Annotated in this window: 27 protein-coding genes and 1 other annotated feature; of the genes, 13 read left to right on the top strand and 14 right to left on the bottom strand. The window is 50.7% G+C overall.

From position 1 onward, the window contains the following. Positions 1–2: 2 nt before the first annotated feature. The 11 genes from rfbA to wzzB all read left to right on the top strand — a co-directional run bounded on the left by rfbA (position 3) and on the right by wzzB (position 11803). Positions 3–884 (top strand): glucose-1-phosphate thymidylyltransferase RfbA, encoded by an 882-nt coding sequence (rfbA, locus tag PGH32_RS10705; RefSeq protein WP_314427548.1) that lies wholly within the window; start codon positions 3–5, stop codon positions 882–884. 1 nt (position 885) lies between these two features. Then, positions 886–1428 carry a dTDP-4-dehydrorhamnose 3,5-epimerase gene (rfbC, locus tag PGH32_RS10700; protein ID WP_337894009.1) on the top strand — a complete coding sequence of 181 codons (543 nt, stop codon included), beginning with the start codon at positions 886–888 and terminating at the stop codon, positions 1426–1428. Positions 1429–1479: 51 nt separating this feature from the next. Then, on the top strand, positions 1480–2607 hold the full coding sequence (rffA, locus tag PGH32_RS10695; protein ID WP_337894008.1) for a dTDP-4-amino-4,6-dideoxygalactose transaminase: 1128 nt from the start codon (positions 1480–1482) through the stop codon (positions 2605–2607). Positions 2608–2671: 64 nt separating this feature from the next. Further along, positions 2672–4183 (top strand): lipopolysaccharide biosynthesis protein, encoded by a 1512-nt coding sequence (locus tag PGH32_RS10690; protein ID WP_337894007.1) that lies wholly within the window; start codon positions 2672–2674, stop codon positions 4181–4183. Further along, entirely contained in the window at positions 4180–5100 is a 921-nt protein-coding gene (locus PGH32_RS10685) for a WavQ (RefSeq protein WP_337894006.1), read from the top strand. The genes PGH32_RS10690 and PGH32_RS10685 overlap by 4 nt, the downstream gene beginning before the upstream one ends. A 161-nt stretch (positions 5101–5261) precedes the next feature. After that, positions 5262–6296 (top strand): EpsG family protein, encoded by a 1035-nt coding sequence (locus tag PGH32_RS10680; RefSeq protein WP_337894005.1) that lies wholly within the window; start codon positions 5262–5264, stop codon positions 6294–6296. Positions 6297–6304: 8 nt separating this feature from the next. After that, entirely contained in the window at positions 6305–7339 is a 1035-nt protein-coding gene (locus tag PGH32_RS10675) for a glycosyltransferase family 2 protein (RefSeq protein ID WP_337894004.1), read from the top strand. Between the two features lie 39 nt (positions 7340–7378). Beyond that, entirely contained in the window at positions 7379–8245 is an 867-nt protein-coding gene (locus PGH32_RS10670) for a glycosyltransferase family A protein (protein WP_337894003.1), read from the top strand. Continuing rightward, positions 8245–8997, top strand: coding sequence for a glycosyltransferase family 2 protein (locus PGH32_RS10665; protein ID WP_337894002.1), 753 nt, complete (start codon positions 8245–8247; stop codon positions 8995–8997). Before PGH32_RS10670 ends, PGH32_RS10665 begins: the two co-directional genes overlap by 1 nt. Before the next feature lie 218 nt (positions 8998–9215). Then, positions 9216–10622 carry an NADP-dependent phosphogluconate dehydrogenase gene (gene gndA, locus PGH32_RS10660; RefSeq protein WP_337894001.1) on the top strand — a complete coding sequence of 469 codons (1407 nt, stop codon included), beginning with the start codon at positions 9216–9218 and terminating at the stop codon, positions 10620–10622. A 164-nt stretch (positions 10623–10786) separates the two neighbouring features. Next, positions 10787–11803, top strand: coding sequence for an LPS O-antigen chain length determinant protein WzzB (gene wzzB / locus PGH32_RS10655; protein ID WP_337894000.1), 1017 nt, complete (start codon positions 10787–10789; stop codon positions 11801–11803). 185 nt (positions 11804–11988) lie between these two features. Here the strand turns inward: wzzB and PGH32_RS10650 are convergent, their stop codons facing one another. The 10 genes from PGH32_RS10650 to hisL all read right to left on the bottom strand — a co-directional run bounded on the left by PGH32_RS10650 (position 11989) and on the right by hisL (position 19832). After that, entirely contained in the window at positions 11989–12474 is a 486-nt protein-coding gene (locus tag PGH32_RS10650) for a YbaK/prolyl-tRNA synthetase associated domain-containing protein (RefSeq protein WP_314427488.1), read from the bottom strand. Between the two features lie 60 nt (positions 12475–12534). After that, on the bottom strand, positions 12535–13146 hold the full coding sequence (gene hisIE / locus PGH32_RS10645; protein WP_314427486.1) for a bifunctional phosphoribosyl-AMP cyclohydrolase/phosphoribosyl-ATP diphosphatase HisIE: 612 nt from the start codon (positions 13144–13146) through the stop codon (positions 12535–12537). Then, positions 13140–13916 carry an imidazole glycerol phosphate synthase subunit HisF gene (gene hisF, locus PGH32_RS10640; RefSeq protein WP_314427483.1) on the bottom strand — a complete coding sequence of 259 codons (777 nt, stop codon included), beginning with the start codon at positions 13914–13916 and terminating at the stop codon, positions 13140–13142. Before hisF ends, hisIE begins: the two co-directional genes overlap by 7 nt. Continuing rightward, positions 13898–14635, bottom strand: a complete 738-nt coding sequence (gene hisA / locus PGH32_RS10635) for a 1-(5-phosphoribosyl)-5-[(5-phosphoribosylamino)methylideneamino]imidazole-4-carboxamide isomerase (protein WP_314427479.1) — start codon at positions 14633–14635, stop codon at positions 13898–13900. The genes hisF and hisA overlap by 19 nt, the downstream gene beginning before the upstream one ends. Before the next feature lie 5 nt (positions 14636–14640). Then, positions 14641–15231 (bottom strand): imidazole glycerol phosphate synthase subunit HisH, encoded by a 591-nt coding sequence (hisH, locus tag PGH32_RS10630; RefSeq protein ID WP_337893999.1) that lies wholly within the window; start codon positions 15229–15231, stop codon positions 14641–14643. Then, a complete protein-coding gene (gene hisB, locus PGH32_RS10625; RefSeq protein WP_337893998.1) occupies positions 15231–16298 on the bottom strand; it encodes a bifunctional histidinol-phosphatase/imidazoleglycerol-phosphate dehydratase HisB in 1068 nt (355 codons plus the stop codon). The genes hisH and hisB overlap by 1 nt, the downstream gene beginning before the upstream one ends. Continuing rightward, a complete protein-coding gene (gene hisC / locus PGH32_RS10620; protein ID WP_337893997.1) occupies positions 16295–17389 on the bottom strand; it encodes a histidinol-phosphate transaminase in 1095 nt (364 codons plus the stop codon). The genes hisB and hisC overlap by 4 nt, the downstream gene beginning before the upstream one ends. Next, the gene (gene hisD / locus PGH32_RS10615) at positions 17386–18693 is read right to left on the bottom strand and encodes a histidinol dehydrogenase (RefSeq protein WP_337893996.1); all 1308 of its coding nucleotides are present in this window, start codon (positions 18691–18693) and stop codon (positions 17386–17388) included. The genes hisC and hisD overlap by 4 nt, the downstream gene beginning before the upstream one ends. A 4-nt stretch (positions 18694–18697) precedes the next feature. Next, positions 18698–19597: an ATP phosphoribosyltransferase gene (gene hisG, locus PGH32_RS10610; RefSeq protein ID WP_314427467.1), complete on the bottom strand. Its 900-nt coding sequence runs from the start codon at positions 19595–19597 to the stop codon at positions 18698–18700. A gap of 89 nt (positions 19598–19686) precedes the next feature. Then, positions 19687–19809: a sequence feature (His leader region), on the bottom strand. Then, positions 19785–19832, bottom strand: a complete 48-nt coding sequence (gene hisL / locus PGH32_RS10605; RefSeq protein ID WP_124231649.1) for a his operon leader peptide — start codon at positions 19830–19832, stop codon at positions 19785–19787. It overlaps the preceding feature by 25 nt. Before the next feature lie 178 nt (positions 19833–20010). Between hisL and PGH32_RS10600 the strand changes: the two genes are divergently transcribed. After that, positions 20011–20841 carry an SDR family oxidoreductase gene (locus tag PGH32_RS10600; RefSeq protein ID WP_337893995.1) on the top strand — a complete coding sequence of 277 codons (831 nt, stop codon included), beginning with the start codon at positions 20011–20013 and terminating at the stop codon, positions 20839–20841. A 60-nt stretch (positions 20842–20901) separates the two neighbouring features. On the opposite strand, the gene PGH32_RS10595 is transcribed toward PGH32_RS10600, so the two are convergent. The 4 genes from PGH32_RS10595 to puuD are packed head-to-tail and all read right to left on the bottom strand — an operon-like array spanning position 20902 to position 24409. Beyond that, complete coding sequence (locus tag PGH32_RS10595; protein WP_337893994.1) at positions 20902–21729, bottom strand: hypothetical protein; 828 nt, start codon at positions 21727–21729, stop codon at positions 20902–20904. 49 nt (positions 21730–21778) lie between these two features. Beyond that, positions 21779–23053, bottom strand: a complete 1275-nt coding sequence (locus tag PGH32_RS10590; protein ID WP_337893993.1) for an NAD(P)/FAD-dependent oxidoreductase — start codon at positions 23051–23053, stop codon at positions 21779–21781. Positions 23054–23093: 40 nt separating this feature from the next. Further along, complete coding sequence (gene puuR, locus PGH32_RS10585) at positions 23094–23651, bottom strand: HTH-type transcriptional regulator PuuR (protein WP_314427459.1); 558 nt, start codon at positions 23649–23651, stop codon at positions 23094–23096. After that, positions 23648–24409, bottom strand: coding sequence for a gamma-glutamyl-gamma-aminobutyrate hydrolase (puuD, locus tag PGH32_RS10580; RefSeq protein WP_337893992.1), 762 nt, complete (start codon positions 24407–24409; stop codon positions 23648–23650). Before puuD ends, puuR begins: the two co-directional genes overlap by 4 nt. A 226-nt stretch (positions 24410–24635) precedes the next feature. On the opposite strand from puuD, the gene PGH32_RS10575 reads away from it, so the two are divergent. Further along, positions 24636–26054 (top strand): glutamine synthetase family protein, encoded by a 1419-nt coding sequence (locus PGH32_RS10575; protein ID WP_314427544.1) that lies wholly within the window; start codon positions 24636–24638, stop codon positions 26052–26054. Positions 26055–26139 lie beyond the last annotated feature (85 nt).

Below are 26139 nucleotides of genomic sequence, written 5' to 3'. Positions count from 1 at the left end.
AAATTATGAAGCGTAAAGGCATTATTCTCGCTGGCGGTTCCGGAACCCGCCTCTATCCGGTTACCATGGCCGTAAGCAAACAGCTGCTGCCGATCTACGACAAGCCGATGATCTATTACCCAATCAGCACCCTGATGCTGGCCGGGATCCGCGATATTCTGATTATCAGTACCCCACAGGATACGCCGCGCTTTGAGCAGCTGCTGGGTGACGGTAGTCAGTGGGGGCTGAATCTGCAGTATAAAGTGCAGGACAGCCCTGACGGGCTGGCGCAGGCGTTTATTATCGGCGAAGAGTTTATCGGTGAAGATAACTGCGCGCTGGTGCTCGGCGATAATATTTTCTATGGTCACGATCTGCCGAAAGAGCTGGAGGAGGCCGTCAGTCAGCCTTCGGGAGCCACGGTATTTGCCTATCACGTCAACGATCCGGAGCGCTACGGCGTCGTCGAGTTCGACAGACAGGGCATCGCGGTCTCGCTGGAAGAAAAACCGCTGGAGCCGAAAAGCAACTACGCGGTGACCGGCCTTTATTTCTACGACAACAGCGTCGTTGAGCTGGCTAAAAGCCTGAAGCCTTCCCCGCGCGGTGAGCTGGAAATCACCGACATCAACCGCCTTTATATGGAGCGCGGCACGCTGAAAGTGGCGATGATGGGTCGAGGCTACGCGTGGCTGGATACCGGTACGCACCACAGCCTGATTGAAGCCAGTAACTTCATTAAGACCATCGAAGACCGTCAGGGACTGAAGGTGTCCTGTCCGGAAGAGATTGCCTATCGCAAAGGGTTTATCGATGCGGCGCAGGTGAAAAAGCTGGCGGAGCCGCTGGCGAAAAATGATTACGGCAAATACTTACTAAAAATGATTAAAGGTCAGTTCTGAAATGAAGGTAATTCAAACGGCGATACCAGACGTATTAATTTTTGAACCAGCCGTTTACGGGGATGAGCGTGGCTTTTTCTTTGAAAGCTTCAACCATAAGGCGTTTGAAGAGGCGGTAGGGCGCAGGGTTGAATTTGTGCAGGACAATCATTCTAAATCTGCCGGCGGTGTACTGCGCGGCCTGCACTACCAGCTGGCACCCTATGCGCAGGGCAAGCTCGTGCGCTGCACGGCGGGCGAAGTCTTTGACGTGGCCGTTGATATCCGCCCCGACTCCCCGACTTATGCGAAGTGGGTCGGTGTGAATCTTTCTGCGGAAAATAAACGCCAGCTGTGGATCCCAGAGGGTTTTGCTCATGGTTTTCTGGTATTGAGCGAGAGTGCAGAATTTCTCTATAAAACGACAAATTATTATCATCCGGAGAGTGAAAAAACAATAGTCTATGATGATACAAATCTCAATATCAATTGGCCCTTTGGTGTTATTGAAAAACTTATTTTGTCTGAAAAAGATCTTAACGCATGCGCACTTGGTTTTCAGTAATATCAAATATTAAGTCTATTCTGCCAATGATGTTGAAAAAAGGATAAAATAATGATTCCATTTAATAAGCCTTACTTGCATGGTAAAGAATTAGTTTATATATCAGAAGCTGTTGCAAGTGGGAAAATTTCGGGTGATGGTTTATTTACCAAGAAGTGTCATGATTACTTCGAGAGAAAATATAACTTCAAAAAGGTTTTGCTAACCACGTCCTGCACCGATGCTTTAGAAATGGCTGCAATATTGTTAGATATAAAACCAGGGGATGAAATTATCGCCCCTTCGTTTACATTTGTGTCAACAGTGAATGCTTTCGCTTTACGGGGGGCTACTATTAAGTTTGCTGATAGTTACTCTGATAATCCAAATGTTGATCCCAAAAGTGTATTGTCATTAATCAATAAAAAAACTAAAGCTATTGTAGTCGTTCATTATGCCGGTGTAGCATGTGACATGCAGGAAATCATGAGAATTTCCGAAAAATATAATGTCCCTGTTGTTGAAGATGCGGCTCAGGCCATTGATTCATTTTATCGAGATAGACCGCTAGGTAGCATTGGAACGTTTGCTACCTTTTCATTTCATGAAACCAAAAATATCATTGCAGGTGAAGGTGGTATGTTGGTCATCAATGATGAGAGATATATAAATAGAGCTGAAGTGATAAGGGAAAAAGGTACTAATCGTGCATCATTTTTCCGAGGTGAAGTTAATAAATATGGTTGGGTAGATATTGGATCATCATTTTTACCTTCAGATATTATTGCAGCCTATTTATATGCTCAACTAGAAAATATCGATGCTATTCAGCAAAAAAGAAAGGCCATTTGGGACAGATACTATCAAAATTTAAGTAATCTTGGAGAGAACTGTAAAATAGGATTACCTGTATTGACACCTGATAGTACAAATAATGCACATATGTTTTACATTATATGCGCAGATCTGGACACCCGTACAAGACTTATATCTTTTATGAAGGAAAATAATGTACACACAGTGTTTCATTATTTATCACTGCATAAAAGTGAGTTCTACAGTAAGTTATATGAAGGAAAAGATCTTATAAACAGCGATCGCTTCACTGATACCTTACTGCGTCTACCTCTCTTCTATGAGTTGGAAATTTCTCAGGTCGATGAAATATGTAATTTGATTGCGTCATTCTATTCTGAATGATTCATGTTAGTAGGTCGATTTGATTTTTAATGTCGACCAACAAATGTCCAGTTGCGATTATAAAATGAAAAAACAACTAAAAATTGTTTCCTATGTTTATAGTGTGAGAATCTATACTGCACTAATAAGTATTTTTCTAATCCCCTATATTATCAAGATAGTTGGTTATGATTCTTATGGGTTAGTGGGTTTTTATGCCATTTTGATGGCTTGTTTGAACATACTCGATGCTGGTATTGGTGGGGTTTTAGCTCGTCAAGCTATTGTTTCTCGAGAAAGCCGACAAAGTTTTATTGAGTTCACTGCTGTATTTAATAAAGTAATAAAGATTTTTATTTTCATCGGCGTTAGTGTTTCTATAATTGGCGCAATATTCGCGCATCAATATAGTAAGACTTGGTTAAATACTAGCTTGAGTGATGAAGAGGTGCAGTTTTGCACTTTGTTAATGTTTTGTATCTTTGCTGTAAGGTATATTCAGGGACCATATCGAAGTATTTTACTCTCAAATGAAAGTCAGGTTGCCATTTCCACTATTAATTTCGTTTACATTACCTTATCACAACCTGTTACTTTGATGTTCTTGTTGTATTTCCGGCAGGACATAAAATTTTATTTTATTGTTCAGTTTATGGCTGCGGCTATTAACACTCTTTTAACCGTTGTTTATGGTGAGTATATAAAGAAAAAAATAGCATTATCCCTTGTCGATAATAATAAATTAGAAAGTAAGATTTCCATCAAGGTAATATTTTTATTTGCATTGCAACTGTCAACTCTTTCGATTTTGTGGATAATAGTCAATCAATCAGATAAACTTGCATTAACAAAATTCATGCAACTTTCTGAATATGCTAAATATAGTGTGGCTGTATCGGTTAGTGCTATAATTTTTGTGATAAGTGATCCGCTAAATCAAATTCTTTTACCCAGACTAACTCGAAGCTATACCGAACGGAACTATGAAACATATACTAAGTATTTTACTTATGCATACTACTTTGTCTGTTTATGTTTGGTTCCTTTAGCAATATTTTTATTCTTCTTCAGTCAGTCACTACTTCTGGCATGGAGTGGAGATTATGAACTGGCTGCAAGCGCGAGCAGATATTTACCATGGATATTTTTGGGCGGGGTATTTGGTGTTTTTTCTAATTTTTGTTTCTTACTGAGATACAGTTCCGGTGATTTGAGAAACCACACCTTAGTATATCTTTTGTTTAGTGTGTTTGTTGTTCCTGCAAATATTTACATAGCTAATAAATATCACGGCGTAGGTACTTCTATATTCTTCTGCATATCTTCCGCTACGCTTTTTTTTAGTTGGTCTGTTTACAACTTTAATAAATATTTTGTGTCTGGATTGGATTTTATTGTTAAGCTTTTGATTCCTGTATCTTTAATATGTTGTGGCTATTTCTCTTTCATTAACTCTTTAAAAATAGAACCATCGGATAGACTTATCTCCTTTATTGTTTTATTTGGAATAGGATTTAGTGGGTCTGTTATCGTTGCTTTCTACATTTTTCTTATTAGAAAAAAAATCAATATCAAACTTCGGTTGAAAAACGCATGAATTATTTTATTTGTACGCCAAGCTACAATGAAAATAGTGGTGGTGCTATCGTTTTACACAGATTGTGCCATCTAATAAATAATATACAAGGATGCAATGCTTACTTGGTTAAGTCTGAGCCAATCTTTAGCGGTAAGCTAACGGTTCGTATGTTTTTTTCTCAATTGAAATGGTATTTGATTAATAGGAAGAGGTTTAAAGTAAATTATCATTGGAATACACCAGTTTGGTCAAAAAGAAAATTCCCTAAAAATAGCGTAGTTATATATCCTGAAATTATAAATGGGAATCCTTTAAAAATTAATAATGTGGTTAGGTGGTTTTTGCACCAACCAGGGTATCATACTGGTGAGATCGATTATTCAACAGGCGAACTTTATTTTAAATTTAATTCAGCTATTGACGATTTCGAGTTTTCAGGTTCCAGTCTTTCTCGTGAGGAATTGAAGGTTATCTATTATCCTATTGATATTTACAATATGGATAACATCAATGATTGCCAAAGAGATATAGCCTCATGTCATATGATTCGTAAAGGAAAGGACAAATCACACATTCATTCAATTGATTCCGTGCAAGTTGACGGACTGACTCATGATGAGATGGCTAAAGTGTTCAGGCGCTCTAAGAAGTTCATCTCATATGATGATTACACTGCATATTCAATATTCGCGGTTCTTTGTGGATGTGAGTCGATTGTAGTTCCCGGTATCAACCGTAGTATAGATGACTGGTATCCAAATGAATCAGATCGCTATGGTATTGCATATGGTTTAAGTAATGAGCAAAAAGGATGGGCTAGAGATACATGCCATTATGTTCATCAACATATAGTGAGCGAGCACGAAAAATCACAGTTGAATGTTGAGCGCTGTGTTGGCGAAATCGAATCTTTCTTTAGAAATAGAAGTTCCTGAACATGTGTTTATACATTGGATTATAATTATGATTTTTAATAGAATGTATTTCAATATTAATGATTTCAATTAATTCAGGTTTTTTAAAATATGAACAGAGCATTTTTGATGCTATGGTTTGTAAAACTTGGATTTTTTAATTCGTATGAGTCGAAATCCGTATGTCTGAGATTAATAAGCATGCTAATACTCTAAGCAACAGTCGAAATGGTGTTGTTTTATTTGTATTTATTGTCATTACCGTTTTTTTAATAGTTATATCTGGGTTTCGACCTGTAGGTTTCGATAATGATTCTTTGGCCTATCAATCCGCAGTCAGTTCCATACTTGATGGTCAGTATGATATTAAAGAGCCTACTTTTATTTTACTCGCATGGCTGGATGGTTTTGTTTTCAATAATAATATAGCCATTCTATTTATTACCTATGCTTTAATAGCTATTACCATTAAAATGGTGGCTATTTATAAATACTCCCAAGTGCCTTTGATGTCGCTTGTTATTTATTTGTGTATGTATTTTACATTGCACGATCTTACACAAATAAGAGTTGGGGCGGCTGCTGCTTTTTTTCTTTTGGCAATCCCAGATTTAACTGAGAGGAAAGTAAAGCCTTATTTAATAAAAATATCAATTGCGTGTGCGTTTCATTTTAGTTGCATTATATTGTTCCCTCTTATTCTATTTAGCAATAAGCGTCTAAATATTAAGATTTATTTTTTAATGCCTTTTTTTGCATTGGCCGCGGTATTACTGGTCCAAAACATGGATGCCATGCTTATTTATTTTTTTAGTTATTTTCCTGGTCCTTTAGGAACTAAGGCAATTGGATATATAAATAATCTTAATCTAGGTAGGTTCGATAATGTAAATGTATTCAGTAAATTTTCCCTCTGTGTTTTCTCGTTTTTTATTATTTACGCAGTGGCATTGATTAAATATCGCAAGCCGCCGAAAGAAGATGTCATTTACTTTAAAATAATGAGTGTGATGCTTGTTATTTTTTATGTCTTCTCTTCCGTACCTGTATTAGCATCACGAACATTCGAATTGTTTGGAGTTTCATTGATTCTTTCATTACCTTCATTAACATTAAAGATAAAACAAAAATATTTTATGGGCTGTGTTTTCATTGTTTGGGCTATTATTTATTTTTGCGTGGTAAATGTTAAGCTGTTAAACTTTGAAGTGTTATAGGGTTTTTTATGGAAAATATAAACCGACAGTGTTTGGTTGTAGTGTTGAATTGGAATGGAACAATTGATACTATAGAGTGCAGCCGAAGCCTTGCTCGAAATAATATTAATTATGATGTTTTGATTATTGATAATGATTCTAGAACGGATCAATATGAATTTTTGCAAGATGGCCTTACCGATCTTTCCCATAATGCATGTTGGGAAGTTGAATTATCAAATTCAAAGTTGGCATCCGAATACGAGATTAAAAAGGGTTTTGCATACTCTGTTAATGACGTTAATTTCTTTTTATTGAAGTCTTCGGTTAATCATGGTTTTGCTCGCGCTTGCAATCTCGGTGCTAAGTATGCTAAAGAAAAGAAATACGAACAAGTATTATTTTTAAATAATGATACTGTAGTAGAGGACGATTTTTTTCCTTATATGCTCGAAGCATTGAAAACGAACGATGCTGTAATTCCTCAGATAAGATATTTCCATAATAAAAAAATCATTTGGAATTGTGGAGGTTCAATTAGTCGCTTTGGTAAGCGTGATTACCTTTTCGCAAACAGAAGTATTGAAGATGTCAATCTCGGAGAAAAGAACATATCTATCACGTTTTCTACGGGTTGTGCATTACTATTTAGAACTGATTATTTTATTGATATAGGTATGTTTAGTGAGAAGTTCTTTTTTGGAGAAGAGGATATAGATCTTTCCTTGCGACTGAAATCCTTGAAAGCAAGTGTGGTATGTGTGCCAAAATCAATCATTTATCATAAAGTTGGCGCAAGTTTAACTGGTGACAAAACTAAGTTAGTCAGGAAGGCTTATATCCACTATCTTAATCGATTTGTAAATATGAAAAACCATCTTGGATTACTATGGTACCCATGGTTAATGCCATCTTTAATGAAAGTTTTTATGAATGTCATTTCAATTAACAAACTTTCTTTATTTAAGGCAATGTTATTTACATTTAAGTTGTTAGTGGATTCATTGAAGCTTAATTGCGTTGATAGAAATAAATTTGAAAGTACCATTAATAATGGATATTGAATTAGCTAAGTGCTATTTTTTCTTATCTAAGGCGTTTTTATGACTCTAAGTGAGAAATTAAAGGTTTTAATGAAGTCTGTAGTTTTAACTGTCTACTATTTTTTTATGGCTTTATTTTCCAAAAAAAAATTAGCATATGACAATGATGAGATTATAGTGTCATTGACATCTTATGGTAAACGAATAAATTTCGTATTTCTAACAATAGAATCTATTATTCAGCAATCTTATATGCCAAGAAAAATATATTTATGGCTTTATATTGATGATATTCCCAAAGGCTTATCTGGCTGGATACTCAACAGACAAAAAATGCGTGGTTTAAGTATTAACTATGTAGAACGTGATTCGCGTTCCTATAAGAAATTATCTCCATTATTCGAGATGGAAGGGATTGATTTTGATTATGTAGTTACTGCTGATGATGATGTCTTTTATCCCAAAAATTGGCTGGAAATCTTCAAAGATAATTATACAAAACAATCTGATTGCGTGTACTGCTATCGCGGTCGTATTATCACTTACAAATCTGATAATATTGATCCTGTCAGATATAGTGACTGGCCCCTAGCCAATATAAAAAATTCACTGGCTAATAATCTGATCCCTACTGGAGTTTCAGGTGTATGCTATCCGAGGGGAGCCATAAGTGACGATGTTTTCGACTACTTAACAATTGATAAAATATGCCCTTGCGCGGATGATATCTGGTATAAAATGATAACGGTAAAAAATAGATATGTGTCTAAATTGGTGGTAGAGCATAGCACTCATTTTACTCCAGTTTTAACGGGTTTTGGCAAAGGATTGGAAAAAGTCAATGTTCATAATGATTATAATACTGTTCAATTTACAGCTAGCATGAAGTATTTCAAAATTTCAGTTTCTGACTTAGTAGGTGAGTGATGAATAAGTTGGTTTCTATTATTACTCCAACATATAATGCTGAAAAATATATTGAAGACGTTTATTCGTCTCTTTGCTCCCAATCTCATACTAATTGGGAGTGGTTAATTACAGATGATTGCTCTTCTGATAATACCAGAGTCATTATTGAGAGCCTTAGCATCAATGATCCGCGAGTTAAAATGGCCGTAAATGATTTTAATTCTGGTGCTGCCGTTTCTCGTAATAATTCATTAAGTCGTGCTGTTGGTGACTTCATAGCATTTATCGATAGTGATGATATTTGGTTTTCGGATAAGCTAGAAAAGCAAATAGTCTTTATGAAAGATGATATAGACTTCTCTTTCACTGCTTATGAAACTATCTCTTCTGATGGGAAACGACTCGGCCAGCAAATAGATACTTTTCATACAGAGCCCCTTTCTTATCAAGATATGTTGATGAAAAAAGCAACTTTGGGATGTTCCACAGTCCTGTTAAGGCGAGGTGTTATAGATGATTTAAGCATGCCATTATTAAGAACTGGTCAAGATTATGCTTTGTGGCTAAAAATATTAAAAACTGGAGTTAAAGCCTATGCTTTAACCGAAGTCTTGACACAGTACAGAATTGTTTCAGGTTCAATTTCTAGAAACAAAGTTAGGAAAGCCAGGCGGCAATGGGAAATATATAGACAAGTCGAAAAATTGAAGTTACATCATGCCACGATTTGCTTTATTTCCTACGCATGGCGTGCTGTTTTTCGTAGATAGAACAACTTCAAACGATTTATCAAGTCCCCTGGCTTCATATAGACACACTTGATTTGCGTGTATTAAGCTCTATCACATACCGCCTCTGAATAATAAGGAATATTCATATATTCCTTTGCACCAATCACTATCCACATTGCCTAAACCTGAGTTAACATGTCTGGAACATTGACCGCAGTCACATTGCTGCAGGTAAAATCACGTAGACAGGAGTAGGTATGTCCAAGCAACAGATCGGCGTTGTGGGTATGGCTGTTATGGGCCGTAATCTGGCACTCAACATTGAGAGCCGTGGCTATTCAGTTTCTATCTTCAACCGCTCTCGTGAGAAGACCGATGAAGTGGTCGCAGAGAACCCAGGTAAAAATCTGGTTCCGCACTACACCGTCGAAGAGTTTGTTGACTCACTGGAAAAACCTCGTCGTATCCTTCTGATGGTGCAGGCTGGCGAAGCGACCGACAAAACTATCGCCTCCCTGACTCCACACCTGGATAAAGGCGACATCCTTATCGATGGCGGTAACACCTTCTATAAAGACACCATTCGCCGTAACCGCGAACTGTCTGAGCAGGGCTTCAACTTTATCGGTACCGGTGTTTCCGGTGGCGAAGAGGGCGCACTGAAAGGCCCATCCATCATGCCTGGTGGCCAGAAAGAAGCTTACGAGCTGGTTGCTCCGATCCTGACTGAGATTGCAGCACGTGCCGAAGGCGAAGCCTGCGTGGCCTACATGGGGCCGGACGGTGCGGGTCACTATGTGAAAATGGTGCACAACGGTATCGAATACGGCGACATGCAGCTGATCGCAGAGGCCTACTCTCTGCTGAAAGGCGCGCTGAACCTGAGCAATGACGACCTGGCGAAAACCTTCAGCGAGTGGAACGAAGGCGAGCTGAGCAGCTACCTGATCGACATTACCAAAGATATCTTCACCAAGAAAGACGAAGAAGGTAACTACCTGGTTGATGTGATTCTGGATGAAGCAGCGAACAAAGGTACCGGTAAGTGGACCAGCCAGAGCTCCCTGGATCTCGGCGAGCCGCTGTCTCTGATCACCGAGTCCGTATTTGCCCGCTACCTCTCCTCACTGAAAACCCAGCGCGTTGCGGCATCGAAAGTGCTGACCGGTCCAACCGTGCAGGCCGTATCCGGTGACAAAGCCGAGTTCGTTGAGAAGGTGCGTCGCGCACTGTACCTGGGCAAAATCGTTTCTTACGCACAGGGCTTCTCACAGCTGAAAGCCGCTTCTACCGAGAACAACTGGGATCTGCACTACGGCGAAATCGCCAAGATCTTCCGCGCGGGCTGCATCATCCGTGCTCAGTTCCTGCAAAAAATTACCGATGCCTATGCCGATAACGCCGACATCGCAAACCTGCTGCTGGCTCCGTACTTCAAAAACATCGCTGACGAATACCAGCAGGCGCTGCGTGACGTTGTGGCCTATGCCGTTCAGAACGGTATCCCAACGCCTACCTTCTCTGCTGCCATCGGCTACTACGACAGCTACCGTTCAGCGGTGCTGCCGGCGAACCTGATTCAGGCTCAGCGTGACTACTTCGGTGCGCATACCTATAAGCGTACTGATAAAGACGGTGTGTTCCACACCGAATGGCTGGACTAATCCTGTCATCAACCTCCCGCGCTGCGGGAGGTTATTTCTCACATTCCCTCGCCCCCAAAATTTTTTAAGATAATCCCTATCCTACCTCGCTGACTCTTCACCTATTTTTACCTATACTTACCGCCTTTGCATTAGCTTTCCTTTGTGTTGAGTAAACTGAAACTATGAGTCGCGATACCCATTCCAATTCTGAGAAAGACCTGCCTTACCAAAACTCTACCGTCCGAAATGATGAACTCGATTTAATCGAGATTCTGGTTCAACTTTGGCGAGGTAGAAAGGTCATCATAATTTCTGTCATCATCGCGTTAATATTTGCTCTGTCCTATGTGTTTTTGGCAAAAGAGAAGTGGACCTCAAAAGCCATCGTCACGCTTCCTGCTGCGGGGCAGGTAGCGAACTACAATGCAGCGCTCAGCGTGCTTTATGCCCAGAGTCCTCAGGATAAACCAGCGATAGGTACACTACAGCAGCAGCTGTTTAATCGATTCAGTGGTTCGATGAGTGCACTTTCATCTGAACTTGAGAATCTTGACGAGCCGCAAAGCTTAAAAGTCCAGCAGGTTATTAAAGGTAGTAGCGAACCGCTACGCATCTCTTTCACCGCAGAAACCGCCGAGCTGGCGCGCAAGCAGCTGGGTGAGTATATTCAGCGCGTTAACGACGACGTTGTGGACGACTACGGCGCAGATATCCGTCGCAGCCTGAGCGTAAAAACCCGCGAGCTGACGGACTCTTTAGATACGCAGAAGCAGGTGGCGCTGGATAAGAAGCAGCAGCGCATCGATGTGATTAAGCAGTCGCTGAAAATTGCCGAGGCGTCTAATATTACCCGTTCGCAGCTGAATCAGGCCGAATTCCTTTCTGACGATACGCTGTACCTGCTGGGCACCGTTTCCCTGCAGGCGATGATCGCCAATGAGGCAACGAAACCGCTGCCGCTGGACGCGGCGTATTACGACACGCAGCGTTCACTCCTGGCAATGACCCATTTGAAAATTCAGGTGGATAACCTGCAGTCCTACCGCTATATCGCACCGGGCGATCTGCCAATACGCCGCGACAGTCCGAAGCGCGTACTGACCGTCCTGCTGTCGGTGATCCTCGGTGGCATTATCGGTTCCGGCATCGTGATTGGCCGCCTGGTCAGCCAGCAGTATCGCCAGCGCAAGCAGTCTTAAGCGTTGACGCAGCGGCCGGCGCGATCCGGCCGCACTTTATCTCTCTGCACGACGCATCATACCCACGAACTGATCGGCGTACTCGCGCCCTTTACCGCCGCTGCAGCATCCTGCCCGTACAATTACGGCGTTATGGACCACGCTCAAGCGCGTTATCGTCATAGTCGCACTTCAGGCCACCGCGTTTAAACGTCTTCCCGCAAAAAACTCAGTATCGTCGGTGCCGCAATGCGCTGATAGTCCTGCGTATTCAGCACCATCGACTTCTCCAGCAGCCCGGCGTTAAACGCCAGTTCGTCATACCGCGTCAGCAGGCTCGGGTCGGCAACCAGCAGCAGGTCCGGATGAAAGCTGAAAGGCGGGATGGCGCCGAATACGCATCCGGTCAATTTATCCACCTCGGCCGGACTGGCAAGCGAGGCGCGCAGCCCGCCCAGCGCCGATGCCAGCCGCGAGAGGTCGGCCTGCCTGTCGGCGGGCAGCACCGCCAGCACGTGCTGCTTCACCCCGTTCCCCTTCACGTGGCAGACCAGCGCTTTAGCGCCCTGGCCCAGCTCGGTGCCGCGCAGCGCCGCCACCTCTTCACATTTCCCCATCGCCGCGTGTTCCATTACCCGGTAACGCGCCTGCTGCCCGTCGAGCAGGGCGGTAAGCTGATTAAACGTATTCATCATGGCTCCCTGTCATAAAAAAAAGGGCCGGATAACCGGCCCCTTTAGGATAGTGAACGATTACTTGTGCCGCTGGCGCAGGTTTTCAATCACCGCCGACAGGTTCAGATCCTGATCCTGCAGCAGCACCAGCAGATGATAAACCAGATCGGAGGCTTCGTTGGTGAGTTCGAAGCGGTCGTTAACCGTCGCGGCCAGCGCGGTTTCCACGCCTTCTTCACCGACTTTCTGCGCGATGCGCTTGGTGCCGCTGGCGTACAGACTGGCGGTGTACGAGCTTTTCGGATCGGCGTGCTTGCGTTCGGCCAGCAGCTGCTCCAGCTGATAGAGGAAGGTCCAGTCCGATGCGGCCGGCGAGAAACAGCTGGAGGTGCCAAGGTGGCAGGTTGGCCCCACCGGGTTGACCAGCACCAGCAGCGTATCGTTATCGCAGTCCGGGGTGATGCTGACCACGTTGAGGAAATGCTCAGAGGTTTCCCCTTTGGTCCACAGGCGCTGCCTGGTCCGCGACCAGAAGGTGACTTTGCCGCTGGACAGGGTTTTATCCAGCGCTTCCTGATTCATATAACCGTGCATCAGAACTTCGCCGGAAACGGCGTGCTGTACGACGGCGGGCATCATTCCGTCAGTTTTTACCCAGTCCAGCTTAGCCAGCTGTTGTTCAGTTAACATGCGCGGATCTCCACACCTTTTTCTACCAGGAACGCTTTCAGTTCCCCAATATTAATAATCTGCTTATGGAAGACGGACGCGGCCAGCGCACCGTCGACGTCTGCATCGCGAAATGCCTGATGGAAGTGTTCCATAGTGCCCGCGCCGCCGGAGGCGATCAGCGGGACTTTACACACTTCGCGCACCTTCTGTAGCTGCACCAGGTCGTAGCCGTTGCGCACGCCGTCCTGGTTCATCATATTCAGTACGATCTCACCGGCCCCACGCTTCTGCACTTCCTGCACCCAGTCGAGGGTTTCCCACTGCGTGACGCGGGTGCGGCTTTCGTCGCCGGTGTACTGATTCACGTGGTACTTGCCGCTTTCGCTGTCGTACCAGGTATCAATGCCAACCACGATGCACTGCACGCCAAAGCGATCCGCCAGGCGGGTGATCAGCTCCGGATCGGCCAGCGCCGGGGAGTTGATGGAGATCTTATCCGCACCGAAGGAGAGCAGCAGCGCCGCGTCTTCGACGGATTTAATGCCGCCCGCCACGCAGAAGGGGATATCGATCACTTCCGCCACGCGGGAGATCCAGCTTTTATCCACCACCCGGCCATCGCTTGATGCGGTGATATCATAAAACACCAGCTCGTCGGCCCCTTCCTGCGCATAGCGCTGCGCCAGCGGCACGATGTCACCGATGATCTCGTGATTGCGGAACTGAACGCCTTTGACTACCTGGCCGTCGCGCACGTCGAGGCAGGGAATTATCCGTTTTGCCAGCATGAAATCGCCTCCGATACGTTGAATTTACCTTCCAGCAGCGCGCGACCGACGATCACGCCCTGCGCACCGCTGCCGCGCAGGGCAGCAATATCGTCCAGCGAGCCGATGCCGCCGGAGGACTGGAAGGCAATTTGCGGATAGCGTGCGGAGACTTCGCGGTACAGCTCAACGTTAGAGCCGCTCAGCGTGCCGTCGCGCGAGATATCGGTGCACAGCACGTGCTTCAGGCCAAACGGCAGGAACTGCTCGATCACTTCTTCCAGGGTGATCCCGCTGGCTTCCTGCCAGCCGCTGATCGCCACTTCTTTCCGGTTACCGGCATCAATACGCACGTCCAGCGCCAGTACAATCGCTTCTGCGCCGTACTGCTTAAACCACTGCTGAACTTCTTCCGGTTGCTTAATAGCCGTCGAACCGACCACCACGCGGGTTGCGCCGGCATTCAGCAGCGCCTCAACGTCGTCTTTAGTACGAATGCCGCCGCCAACCTGCACCGGCACGCTGACGCCCGCCAGCAGTTTGGTCAGCAGCGGGATCTGACGCGCAGCGGGGTCTTTCGCGCCGGTCAGATCGACGAGGTGCAGTACGCTGGCACCCTGAGCCTGATAATCCTGCAGGCGGGGCAGCGGATCGCTGCCGTAGTCGCGCTGCTGGCCGTAGTCGCCCTGGTGCAGGCGCACCACTTTGCCATCAATTAAATCTAACGCCGGGATAATCATACCGGTTACATCTCCAGGAAATTTTTCAGCAGCTGCGCGCCAGCGGCACCGGAACGCTCGGGGTGGAACTGCACGCCGTAGAAGTTATCCTTCTGCACCGCAGCGGTAAACGGCGAACCGTAGTTGCACTGGGCAATGGTGTACGGATTCACCGGCATGGCGTAGCCGTGGACGAAATAGAAGTACGAACCGTCTTCAATGCCGCGGAACAGATGATTACCGGCCTGCGAGGTGATTTGGTTCCAGCCCATATGCGGCAGCGGCAGGCCAACGTCCTGCATCCGCTCAACGGGATGTTCAATGACATCCAGCGTGGGAATGCCGCCGCTTTCATCGCTGTGCGAGCCGAGCAGCTGCATGCCGAGGCAGATGCCCAGCACCGGCTGCGTGCAGGCTTTGATCAGCTCAATCAGGTCGCGTTCGCGCAGCTGGTCCATTGCCGCCTGCGCGGTACCAACGCCCGGCAGAAACAGCTTGTCGGCATTCAGCACGATATCGGCTTCACGACTGACCTGCGGGTGATAACCCAGGCGCTGTATCGCCCACTTAACCGAGGAGAGGTTGGCGCAGCCGGTATCCAGGATCACCACATCCATTACAGCACTCCTTTCGAACTTGGCAGCGTGTTGCCCTCTACGCGGATCGCCTGGCGCAGGGTGCGGCCAAAGGCTTTAAACAGGCTTTCCACGCGATGGTGATCGTTTTTGCCCTTGGTGCGCAGGTGCAGGGTGCTGGCCATGGTGTAAGAGAGCGAGCGGAAGAAGTGCTCCACCATCTCGGTGCTCAGATCGCCCACGCGCTGGTAGCTGAACTCGGCTTTATACTCCAGGTGCGGGCGACCGGAGATATCCAGCGCGCAGCGCGCCAGGCATTCGTCCATCGGCAGCACGAAGCCAAAGCGACCAATGCCGCGCTTATCGCCCAGCGCTTTCAGCAGCGCCTCGCCCAGCGCCAGGCCGGTGTCTTCCACGGTGTGGTGATCGTCGATATACAGATCGCCCTTCACGTCGATATTCATACGGAAGCCGCCGTGGGTGGAAATCTGATCGAGCATATGGTCAAAGAAGCCGACGCCGGTATTGATTTTGCTGTCGCCTTCGCGGTCCAGCCATACTTCAACCTTAATCTGTGTCTCTTTGGTGCTGCGGTTGACCAGCGCGTAGCGATCGCGTTTCGTCAGCTGCGCTTCAATCCGGGACCAGCTCAGGCCGTCTTTGCCGTACAGCAGCCCGGTAATGCCCATATTCTGCGCCAGCTGAACGTCGGTGGCGCGGTCGCCGATGACGTAGCTGTTAGCGGTATCCAGTGCGCCTTCCGCCAGCCACTCGGTGACCATTTTGGTTTTAGGCTTGCGGCAGTTGCAGTTATCTTCCGGCTTGTGCGGGCAGATCAGAATATCGTCAAACTTCACCCCCTGAGAGGTGAGGATCTGCATCATCAGATTGTGCGGGCCGTCGAAGTCCGCCTGCGGGAAGCTGCTGGTGCCCAGTCCGTCCTGATTGGTGATCATCACCAGCCGGTATCCGGCTTTCTGCAGCGACAGCAGCGCGGGAATTGCATCCGGCTCAAAGGCCAGTTTATCCATGCGGTCCACCTGGAAATCTTCCGGTGGCTCAGAAATAAGGGTGCCATCGCGATCGATAAAAAGGACTTTCTGACTCATGCTTGCTCCTGAGGTACGGTTGCGCCGGGTAAGGATTTCAGCGCGCTGATAACACGGTCACACTCTTCGCGGGTGCCGATGGAAATACGCAGGCATCCGGACAGTCCCGGCTGCTTATTCTGGTCGCGCAGGATAATACCCTGATCCCACAGGGTCTTAAAGACCAGACTGGAGGCAGTAAAGCGCGCAAGAATATAGTTGGTTTCGCTGTTGAACACTTCTTCAACGCAGTCGCACTGGCGGAGATCGGCAATCAGCTTTTCGCGGTTGGCGATCAGCTGGCCGACGTGATCGCGCATCAGCGCAATACCTTCTTCGCTCAGCGCCTGCCCGGCGATGTCCGCGACCGGGGTCGAAAGCGGGTAGGGGGCAATCACTTTCATCAGCAGCGCAATCACCTCGGCGTTAGCCAGGGTGAAGCCGCAGCGCAGCCCCGCAAGGGCAAAAGCCTTGGACAGGGTGCGCAGAACCACCAGGTGCGGGTAGTCCTTCAGCCAGCCGGCCAGTGACGCCTGCGGGCAGAATTCGATGTAGGCTTCATCGGCCACCACCAGCGCTTTCCCACGCGTCATCTCCAGCAGCTCACGGAAATCGTCCGGGTTGATCAGGTTGCCGGTCGGGTTGTTCGGGCTGCAGACGTAAACCAGCTTCACGCCGTCCAGCTGTTCCGCAATACCGGACAGGTTCAGCTGCCAGTCGTCACGTGCTTCAACGGTGCGATACTCCACGCCGATAGTTTCGGCGCTGACGCTGTACATGCCGTAGGTCGGTGGGCAGAACAGCACCGCATCTTTCCCCGGTTCGCAGAAGGCGCGCATCAGCAGCTCAATCCCTTCGTCGGCACCGCGGCTGACCAGCACCTGATCCGCATTCAGCCCGGCGTAGGCGGCGTAGCGTTCAATCACCCGCTTCGGCTGGCACTCCGGATAGCGGTTCAGCGTCTGCTGGCTGAGGTTAAACGGCACCGCCAGCGGATATTCATTGGCGTTCAGCCAGACGTCGCCGTTGCCACCCAGGCGGCGGGCAGACTGATACGGGGTCAGGGCGCGAACGTTTGCACGGGCCAGCGATTCAACGGAATTCGTGCTCATGGCTTCTCCTTCAGCGCGGCGACGCGCAGGGTCACGGCATTTTTGTGGGCGATCAGCTGCTCGGCAGCGGCCAGCGTTTCGATGGTGGACGCCAGGCTCATAAAGCCTTCCTGGGTCAGTTCCTGCACCGTCATGCGCTTCTGGAAGTCCGCCAGGCCCAGGCTGGAATACGTGGCGGTATAGCCGTAGGTCGGCAGCACGTGATTGGTACCGGAAGCATAGTCACCCGCGGATTCCGGCGACCAGTCACCCAGGAACACCGAACCGGCGCTGGTGATGCTTTCGACCAGATCGCGCGCCTGGCGGGTCTGAATAATCAGGTGCTCTGGCCCGTAGCGGTTGCTGATTTCCACGCACTGCTGCAAATCGCGGACCACAATCAGGCGGCTGCTCTCCAGCGCTTTGGCGGCGGTGGCCGCACGCGGCAGCTCTGCCAACTGACGGTCTACCGCCGCGGCTACCGCTTCCGCCATCGGCAGGGACGGGGTCAGCAGTACCACCTGAGAATCAGGACCGTGCTCGGCCTGTGACAACAGATCGGAGGCGACGAAGTCCGGTGTGGCACCCTCATCGGCGATCACCAGCACTTCCGAGGGGCCGGCCGGCATGTCGATAGCCGCACCGTCAAGGCGCTGGCTGACCTGGCGTTTGGCTTCGGTAACGTACGCGTTACCCGGGCCAAAGATCTTGTCCACTTTAGGCACGCTTTCGGTGCCGAACGCCAGGGCCGCAATCGCCTGCGCGCCGCCCACCTGGAAAACTTCCTCCACGCCGCACAGCTTTGCCGCGTAAAGGATTTCGTCGGCAATCGGCGGCGGCGAGCACAGCACCACGCGGCGGCAGCCGGCGATGCGGGCAGGGGTGGCCAGCATCAGTACGGTGGAGAACAGCGGCGCCGAGCCGCCGGGAATATACAGGCCAACGGAAGCCAGTGGGCGGGTCACCTGCTGGCAGCGCACGCCCGGCTGGGTTTCAATATCCACCGCGGGCAGCTTCTGCGCCACGTGGAAGGTATTAATATTGGCGACCGCAACGGCCATCGCCTGCTTGATTTCTGAACCGAGACGCGCGCAGGCGTCAGCGATTTGCTGCTCGCTGACGCGCAGCGCATCAACCTGCGTTTTATCAAAGGTGGCACTGTAGTAGCGCAGCGCGTCGTCACCTTCGGTCTTAACCTTCTCAAGAATACCGCGCACGGTGGCGCTGATACTGTCCGAGGCGGAAATTGCCGGGCGCATCAGCAGGGCCTGCTGCTGCTCGTCGCTGCAATCCTGCCAGGCAATGGGAGTCATCGTGGTCGCCATGGGATTACTCCATCATCTTCTCAATTGGCAGCACCAGAATGGAGCTGGCCCCGAGGGATTTCAGTTTTTCCATGGTTTCCCAGAACAGCGTTTCGCTGCTGACCATGTGCATCGCTACCCGGCTCTTGTCGCCCGCCAGCGGCAGAACGGTAGGGCGCTCGGCACCCGGCAGCAGGGAGATAATGTCTTCCAGGCGCTCGCTCGGCGCGTGCAGCATGATGTATTTCGACTCGCGGGCCTGGATCACGCCCTGGATACGGGTCATCAGCTTGTCGATCAGCTCCTGTTTGGCGGCAGGCATTTCGCCGTCGCGCTGAATCAGGCAGGCTTTAGAACGGTAGATCACCTCAACTTCACGCAGGCCGTTGGCTTCCAGCGTGGCACCGGTGGAGACCAGATCGCAGATCGCATCGGCCAGGCCGGCGCGAGGCGCGACTTCAACCGAGCCGTTCAGCAGGCAGGATTTGAAGCTGATGTTCTGTTTATCGAGGTATTTTTTCAGCAGGTGCGGATAGGAGGTGGCGATACGGGAGTTTTGTAAACAGGCCGGACCGGTGTATTCATCATCAACCGGCATCGCCAGCGACAGGCGGCAGCCGCCGAAATCCAGACGACGCAGGGTGAAATAGCGCGGATCTTCGCCCTGAGCGCGGCGGGTCAGCAGCTCTTCTTCCAGCACGTTTTCACCGATAATGCCGAGGTCAACCACGCCATCCATCACCAGGCCCGGGATATCGTCATCGCGTACGCGCAGGATATCAATCGGCATGTTCTCAGCGAAGGCGATCAGACGCTGCTGCTGCAGGTTAATTTTAATGCCGCAGCGTGCCAGCAGTTCGCGTGATTCGTCACTTAAACGGCCTGATTTCTGCATAGCTATGCGTAAACGGGTGTTATCTAACATCGGTGCTAATCCTCTTTTCCTGTCTGCTTTATATTCATTATGCGGGCGGTCAGCCTGTCATCTCAGCATTCGGGCGGTATATTGCGCCCAAAAAAAAGCCCCCGGAAGGTGATCTTCCGGGGGCCATTTCGCGTTTATGCACCACTGGAAGATCCTGAACGTCTTCCAGCACACATCGCCTGAAAGACTAGTCAGGGTGATGGTGATGATGATGGCTAAACTGAACGCGTGTCATAAAATTCTCTTGGATGAATGTCTATTCATATCGTGACAATTAACCTAACCAGGATAGGAAGATGACGCAACACTTTTTTGTCAATGTTGAAAGATTCTCTCATCAACTGGCGGTTGTCACCGGCACAGGGCTGGCGTAGCCTGAGGTTAAACGGGCTGGAACTGAGGGGAGTAAAGGAATGAAGAGAGTCGCAATTGTCGGGCTGGGCTGGCTGGGTATGCCGCTGGCGCTGTCGCTGACGGCCGCGGGCATGCAGGTCACCGGCAGCAAAACGACCCGGGACGGGGTTGAAGCCGCGCGGATGTGCGGCATTGAAAGCTACGTACTGGAGCTCAACCCGGAACTGGTGTGTGAGGCGGACGACCTGGCCGCCTTGCTGAGCGTTGATGCGCTAGTCATCACGCTGCCCGCCAGCCGCACGGCTTCCGGCGGCGAAAGCTATCTGCTGGCCGTGCAGCAGCTGGTGGACAGCGCGCTGGCCTTTAACGTACCGCGTATCATCTTTACCAGTTCAACGTCCGTTTATGGCGATCGTCCCGGCGTGACCAAAGAAAGTACTGAACTGATGCCGGTCAGCGTGGCAGGGCGCACGCTGCAGGAGCTGGAAAGCTGGCTGCACCAGCTGCCGCACACGTCCGTGGACATTCTGCGACTGTCCGGTCTGGTGGGGCCGAAACGTCATCCGGGGCGCTTCCTGGCCGGAAAAGAGGGGTTAAGCAACGGCGCGCAGGGAGTGAATCTGGTGCATCTTGAGGATGTGATCGAGGCGATCCGGCTGCTGCTGCAGCGCCCGAAAGGCGGCCACGTTTACAATCTGTGTGCTCCGGTCCATCCCGCGCGAGAGACGTTTTATCCCTCCGTCGCGCGCCAGCTTGGCCTGACGCCGCCGACCTTTACTGACGACGGAGCCAGTAAAGACGGCGGTAAAATCATCGACGGCAGCAAAATTTGCCGCGAGCTGGGCTTTGAATACCGCTACCCGGACCCGGGCAAAATGCCGCTGGCGTAACCCTTAACCGATACGGCCCGTCACGCTGCCAGCCCTGCCCGGATGCAGGGCGTTCGCACGTCAGGCCGCATTCTCCGGGGGATGACTGAAGAAGGCCGGATCGATCCGCTGCTCTTTAAGCCAGGGATGGATGGCCAGATAGCGGTAAACCTCCGGCCCCGGCGTTATTGGCGGATACTGATAAATTTCATCCAGCCGCTCCAGCGTGGTGTGCAGCATTGGATTGCGGCAGTACAGGCTGATTTCCTCGCTGCCGTCCTTAATCTCCTTTTGCAGCTGCGCGATAATCCACAGCGTTGGCCGCCACCAGTCATAGGCGAAATCCACATGGCGGATCACCGTCGCCGCCGCCTGGCGGTGGGAAAGCATGGCAAAGAAGTTAAGCACATTATCCAGCTTCAGCCGCGCGTTGCGATCCAGCGCGATCACTTCATCCAGACCCATTCCGTTCAGTTCCGGCTTCAGCTCGGCATACACCCCTGCGGCAGAGTCAGGGAACGGCTTCCTGCCGATTGGGAACAGGCGGCTGCTGAGATATTCGGCATACGCTTTGTTCCTCACCGCAATCAGCAGGGCGAGAAACGCCTCGTCTTTCACCTTCTGAAACTCATCGGTGGTGAAGGTGGTCAGCAGTTCAAAAATGGAACGTTCAACCAGATCCTTCGCGGATCGTTCTGATTCGATGTACTGGAAGCGGAAGGTAATCACCACCCCGGTAAAAGCCAGCGCGGTAAACAGCACGTTGATGGCGTTGTAGATCGCGCCGGTGGGTTCGCCAAAGGCGGCGCTGGATACATAGCGGGAGAGGGGGTACGCCGCCGCCCAGAACAGGATGATGCCAAAAACGACGATAACGAAGAAGCGGGTGTTGCTACTGGTTGAATTCATGACGGTTCCTCAGGTGACCGGTTCGCATTTTACTGCGAACCGGCCGGATTTAAACCCCCAGTCTGTCGCGCAGTGCGTACCACGCCGCACCAATCGCGGTCAGCGGCACGCGCAGAGTGCGCCCTCCGGGGAAGGGCAGATGCGGTAGCTTAGCGAAGGCATCAAAGCGCTCGGCGTCGCCGCGCATCGCCTCGGCGATTAACCGGCCGGACAGATGCGTACTGGTCACCCCGTGCCCGCTGTCGCCCTGCATGTAGTAGACGCCGTTCTCCAGGCGGCCAAACTGCGGCATTCTGGACAGCGTCAGCAGGAAGTTGCCGCTCCACGCGTAATCAAACTTCACGCCCGCCAGCTGCGGAAAGGTTTTCAGCAGCTTGGGGCGGATCAGCGCATCCACATCGGACGGTTCACGCGCGCCGTAGACCACGCCTCCGCCGTACAGCAGGCGGTTATCGGCGGTCAGGCGAAAATAGTCCAGCAGGTAGTTACAGTCCTCAACGCAGAAGTTGTTCGTGAGCAGCGACCGCGCCACCCCGGCGGAGAGCGGTTCGGTGGCGACAATCTGCGAGCCGCAGGGCAGACTCTTTTTCGCCAGCCTTGGCTCCAGATGCGGTGCCAGATAGGCATTCCCGGCAAAAATGACAAACTTCGCCTGAACCTGGCCCTGTTCGGTACTGATGCGGTGCGGCGTACCGTACTGCACGGACGTCACCGCCGAACGTTCATAGATCCGCCCGCCGTGACGGCGAATGGCTTCGGCCTCGCCCAGCGCCAGATTCAGCGGATGAATATGCCCACCGCTGCGGTCCAGCAGCCCGCCCACGTAGCGGTCGCTGCCCACTTCGGCCCGAATCGCTTCACGGTCGAGCAGCTCCAGTTGATGATTGCCATAGCGCCGCCAGCGCTGAGACTGGGCATCAAGATGCTGCATCTGTCGCGGGGTGAGGGCGGCGAAAATTCCGCCGGGGCGGTAATCGCAGTCAATGGCGTAGCGGTCGATGCGGTCGCGGATGATCTCCGCCCCTTCAAACATCATGCTGCCCAGCAGCCGCGCGGTCTCGCTGCCGTAGCGCTGTTCGATGACGTCAACGTCGCGGCTGTAGGAATTCACAACCTGCCCGCCGTTGCGGCCGCTGGCACCGAAGCCAACCTGCGCGGCTTCCAGCAGTACCACATCGTAGCCCGCCTCCGTCAGAAACAATGCCGAAGAGAGGCCGGTAAACCCGCCACCGATGATGCACACGTCGCACTGAATACTCTCCTCCAGCTGCGGCCAGGCATCGTGCGGGTTGGCGGTTGCTGCATAGTAGCTATTCACATGCATAGTTTTTCCCTTATCCCCGGCTGCACCGGGTTACTCATGGCTAAAACGTTGCGGGCGTATGGGCGCTGACGATTCGGCAGCGCCGGGTAGAGGCGTTGGTAAAGCTGTGGGGGTTACCGGTATCAATGACATAGCTTTGCCCGGCATGCAGGTGATAGCTCTGGCCGTTGATATTCAGCGTGATCTCGCCCTCCAGCAGCGTGCCGGTTTCCTCACCCTGATGGCGAATTTTCTCACCGGTGGTGGCACCGGGTTCGTAGGTTTCCAGCAGCATGGCCAGCGTTCTGCGGGCATTGCCGTTGTGGATCAGGCGCAGTGAAACCCCCTGGCCACCGATATCGATCAGCTCGTGCTCTTCAATCACCACTTTGGGCACGTCATCCACCACCGGCTCCGAGAAGAACTCGGACAGCGACAGACCATACACCTTGAGTAATTTTTGCAGCGTGCTCACCGCAGGGCTGACCTTATCCTGTTCGATGGTGCTGATTGCGCTGTGCGTCAGACCTGAAAGTTCCGCCACGCGGCGCTGGGATAACCCCATCTGCTGCCGGAGTTCGGATAAACGCCGTCCGGGAGCCAGGGTGATTTCGCTCATCGTTTTTCCTTCCTGAAACGCTGGCTGGCCGTTATCAGGCCGTCAAAAATCTGGCGGGAGGACTCCGATTCGCCACTTTGCCATTCCGGATGCCACTGCACCGCCAGGGCAAAGGGATGCTGAGCATGGCTGACGGCCTCGATCAGGCCATCGGCGGAGCGTGCTTCGGGGCGCATCGTCGACCCCAGCGATTGAATCCCCTGCTGGTGCAGCGAGTTGACCCGCAGCCTGCTGGCGTTGTTCACCAGCGAAGAGAGCAGGCCGTCCGGCTCCAGCCAGACTTCGTGAGCCGGTGCGTACTGCTCGTCGAGCGTCAGAGCGGGGTCTTCACGGTGATCCTGCATGCCGGCGACCCGGTGCAGCTCGCGATGTAACGTCCCCCCGGTGGCCACCACCAGCTCCTGTAAGCCCCGGCAAATGGCCAGCAGCGGCATGTGCTGTTCCAGCGCGTAGTTGATCAGGGCAAACGCCAGCCGATCGCGGCCGGGGTCGGCATCCGGCTCTTCACCGGCTTGATGATAATGGTGGGGTTCGATATTGCTTGGGCTGCCGGTCAGGAGAATTCCGTCCATTACCGCCATAGCATTTTCTAATAGATGAGGGGCCGACATCAGTCCGTGAGGCAGTGCCAGCGGGATGCCGCCGGCCAGCAGCACGGCGTCGAGGTATTTGTTGTGCACCATCTGCGTCGAATGGCCGCTTTTGTCGATCTGGCACATCACCACGCCAATCAATGGCTTGTCAAAAATAATGCCCATTCTCACCCCGTTACACTGTTAAAAATATCATCCGGTGGAACCGCCCGTGGCGCAAAACTGTGCAATATTATGTCAATCTAGCAACGGGTTGGGTAATATTCAAACGTGATGAGGCGAAAAATAAAGCGATTGGTTACATTTGCACACTCTTTGTGTTGGCGCTATGTTAATAGTGTGGCTGTTATTTTGAGCAACGCTCAACAACGAAACGAACCTGGTGGGTGGCATCATGACCAATATTGTCGAAGTTGAAGACTTCACGCGGCACAGTGAAGAGAAACGAACCACCGCGTTCCAGAGTGAAGTGCAGACTTACCTGGAACGCCATCCTGAAACGCAGTACGTCGATATTCTCCTCAATGATTTAAATGGTGTCTTCCGCGGTAAACGCATTCCGATTGCCAGCCTGAAGAAACTGGAAAAGGGCTGTTACTTCCCGGCTTCCGTCTACGCTATGGACATCCTGGGCAACACCGTTGAAGAAGCGGGCCTGGGACAGGTGCTGGGCGAACCGGACAACATCTGCGTTCCGGTTGAAGGCTCGTTAATCCCCTCCGCTTCCGATCCTCAGCATCTGGCGCAAATTCTCCTGACCATGCGCAACCAAGATGGCACTCCCTTTGACGTTGAACCCCGCAATGTTCTCAACCAGCTGTGGCAACAGCTGCGTAACCGAGGGCTGTTCCCGGTGGTAGCGGTAGAGCTGGAGTTCTATCTGGTCGACAAGCAGCGCGATGCCGAGGGCTACATTCAGCCGCCGTGCGCGCCGGGCAGCGACGAGCGCAATATGCAAAGCCAGGTCTATTCCGTCGACAACCTCGACCACTTTGCCGACGTGCTGAGTGAAATAGACGATCTGGCGAAACAGCAGGGCATTCCGGCAGACGGTGCGCTGGCGGAAGCCTCTCCCGGCCAGTTTGAGATTAACCTGCATCACACCCGCAACGTGCTGAGCGCCTGCGACCATGCCATACAGCTGAAGCGGCTGATCCGCCAGGTGGCCGAACGCCACGGCATGAATGCCACCTTTATGGCCAAGCCATATGAAGAGTACGCCGGCAGCGGCATGCACGTGCATATCAGCATGCTGGATGCCGCTGGACATAATGCGTTTATCTGCGATGACGGCAGCGATTCGCCGCTGCTGAAGCGCGCGCTGGCCGGCATGATCGATCTGATGCCGGCGTCGATGGCGCTGCTGGCCCCGAACGTCAACGCCTATCGCCGCTTCCTGCCGGATGCCTTTGTGCCACTTCAGGCCTCCTGGGGCCATAACAACCGCACCGTGGCGCTGCGCATCCCCTGCGGTGACAGCGACAGTCACCGCGTGGAATACCGGGTGGCCGGTGCCGATGCCAATCCGTATCTGGTGATGTCGGTGATTCTGGCCGGTATTCTGCACGGACTGGACAATCAGCTGCCGCTGCCCGTGGCGGTGAAAGGCAACGGTCATGAGGCGGAGGGGAATCCGCTGCCGATTCGCCAGAGCGATGCGCTGTATGAGTTTGAACAAAGCCATGCATTACAGAAACTGCTGGGTACGCGCTTTGGCTTCGTCTGGCACAGCTGCAAGCATCATGAGCTGATGCACTTCGAGCGGCTGATCACCGCCACGGAGATTGACTGGATGCTGAAAAACGCCTGAAGGTGGTGTCTGGCGGGCGTTGGGAAAGCGCAATCGACCGTGTAAACGTGCCTTGTTCAATAGGATAATCCGTAAATTTGTAACT

Source organism: Erwinia sp. SLM-02 (assembly GCF_037450285.1).
In the GTDB taxonomy this organism is placed as follows: domain Bacteria; phylum Pseudomonadota; class Gammaproteobacteria; order Enterobacterales; family Enterobacteriaceae; genus Erwinia.
Note: the sequence above shows the minus strand (reverse complement) of the source record. Positions and strands in the feature narration are given on the sequence as shown.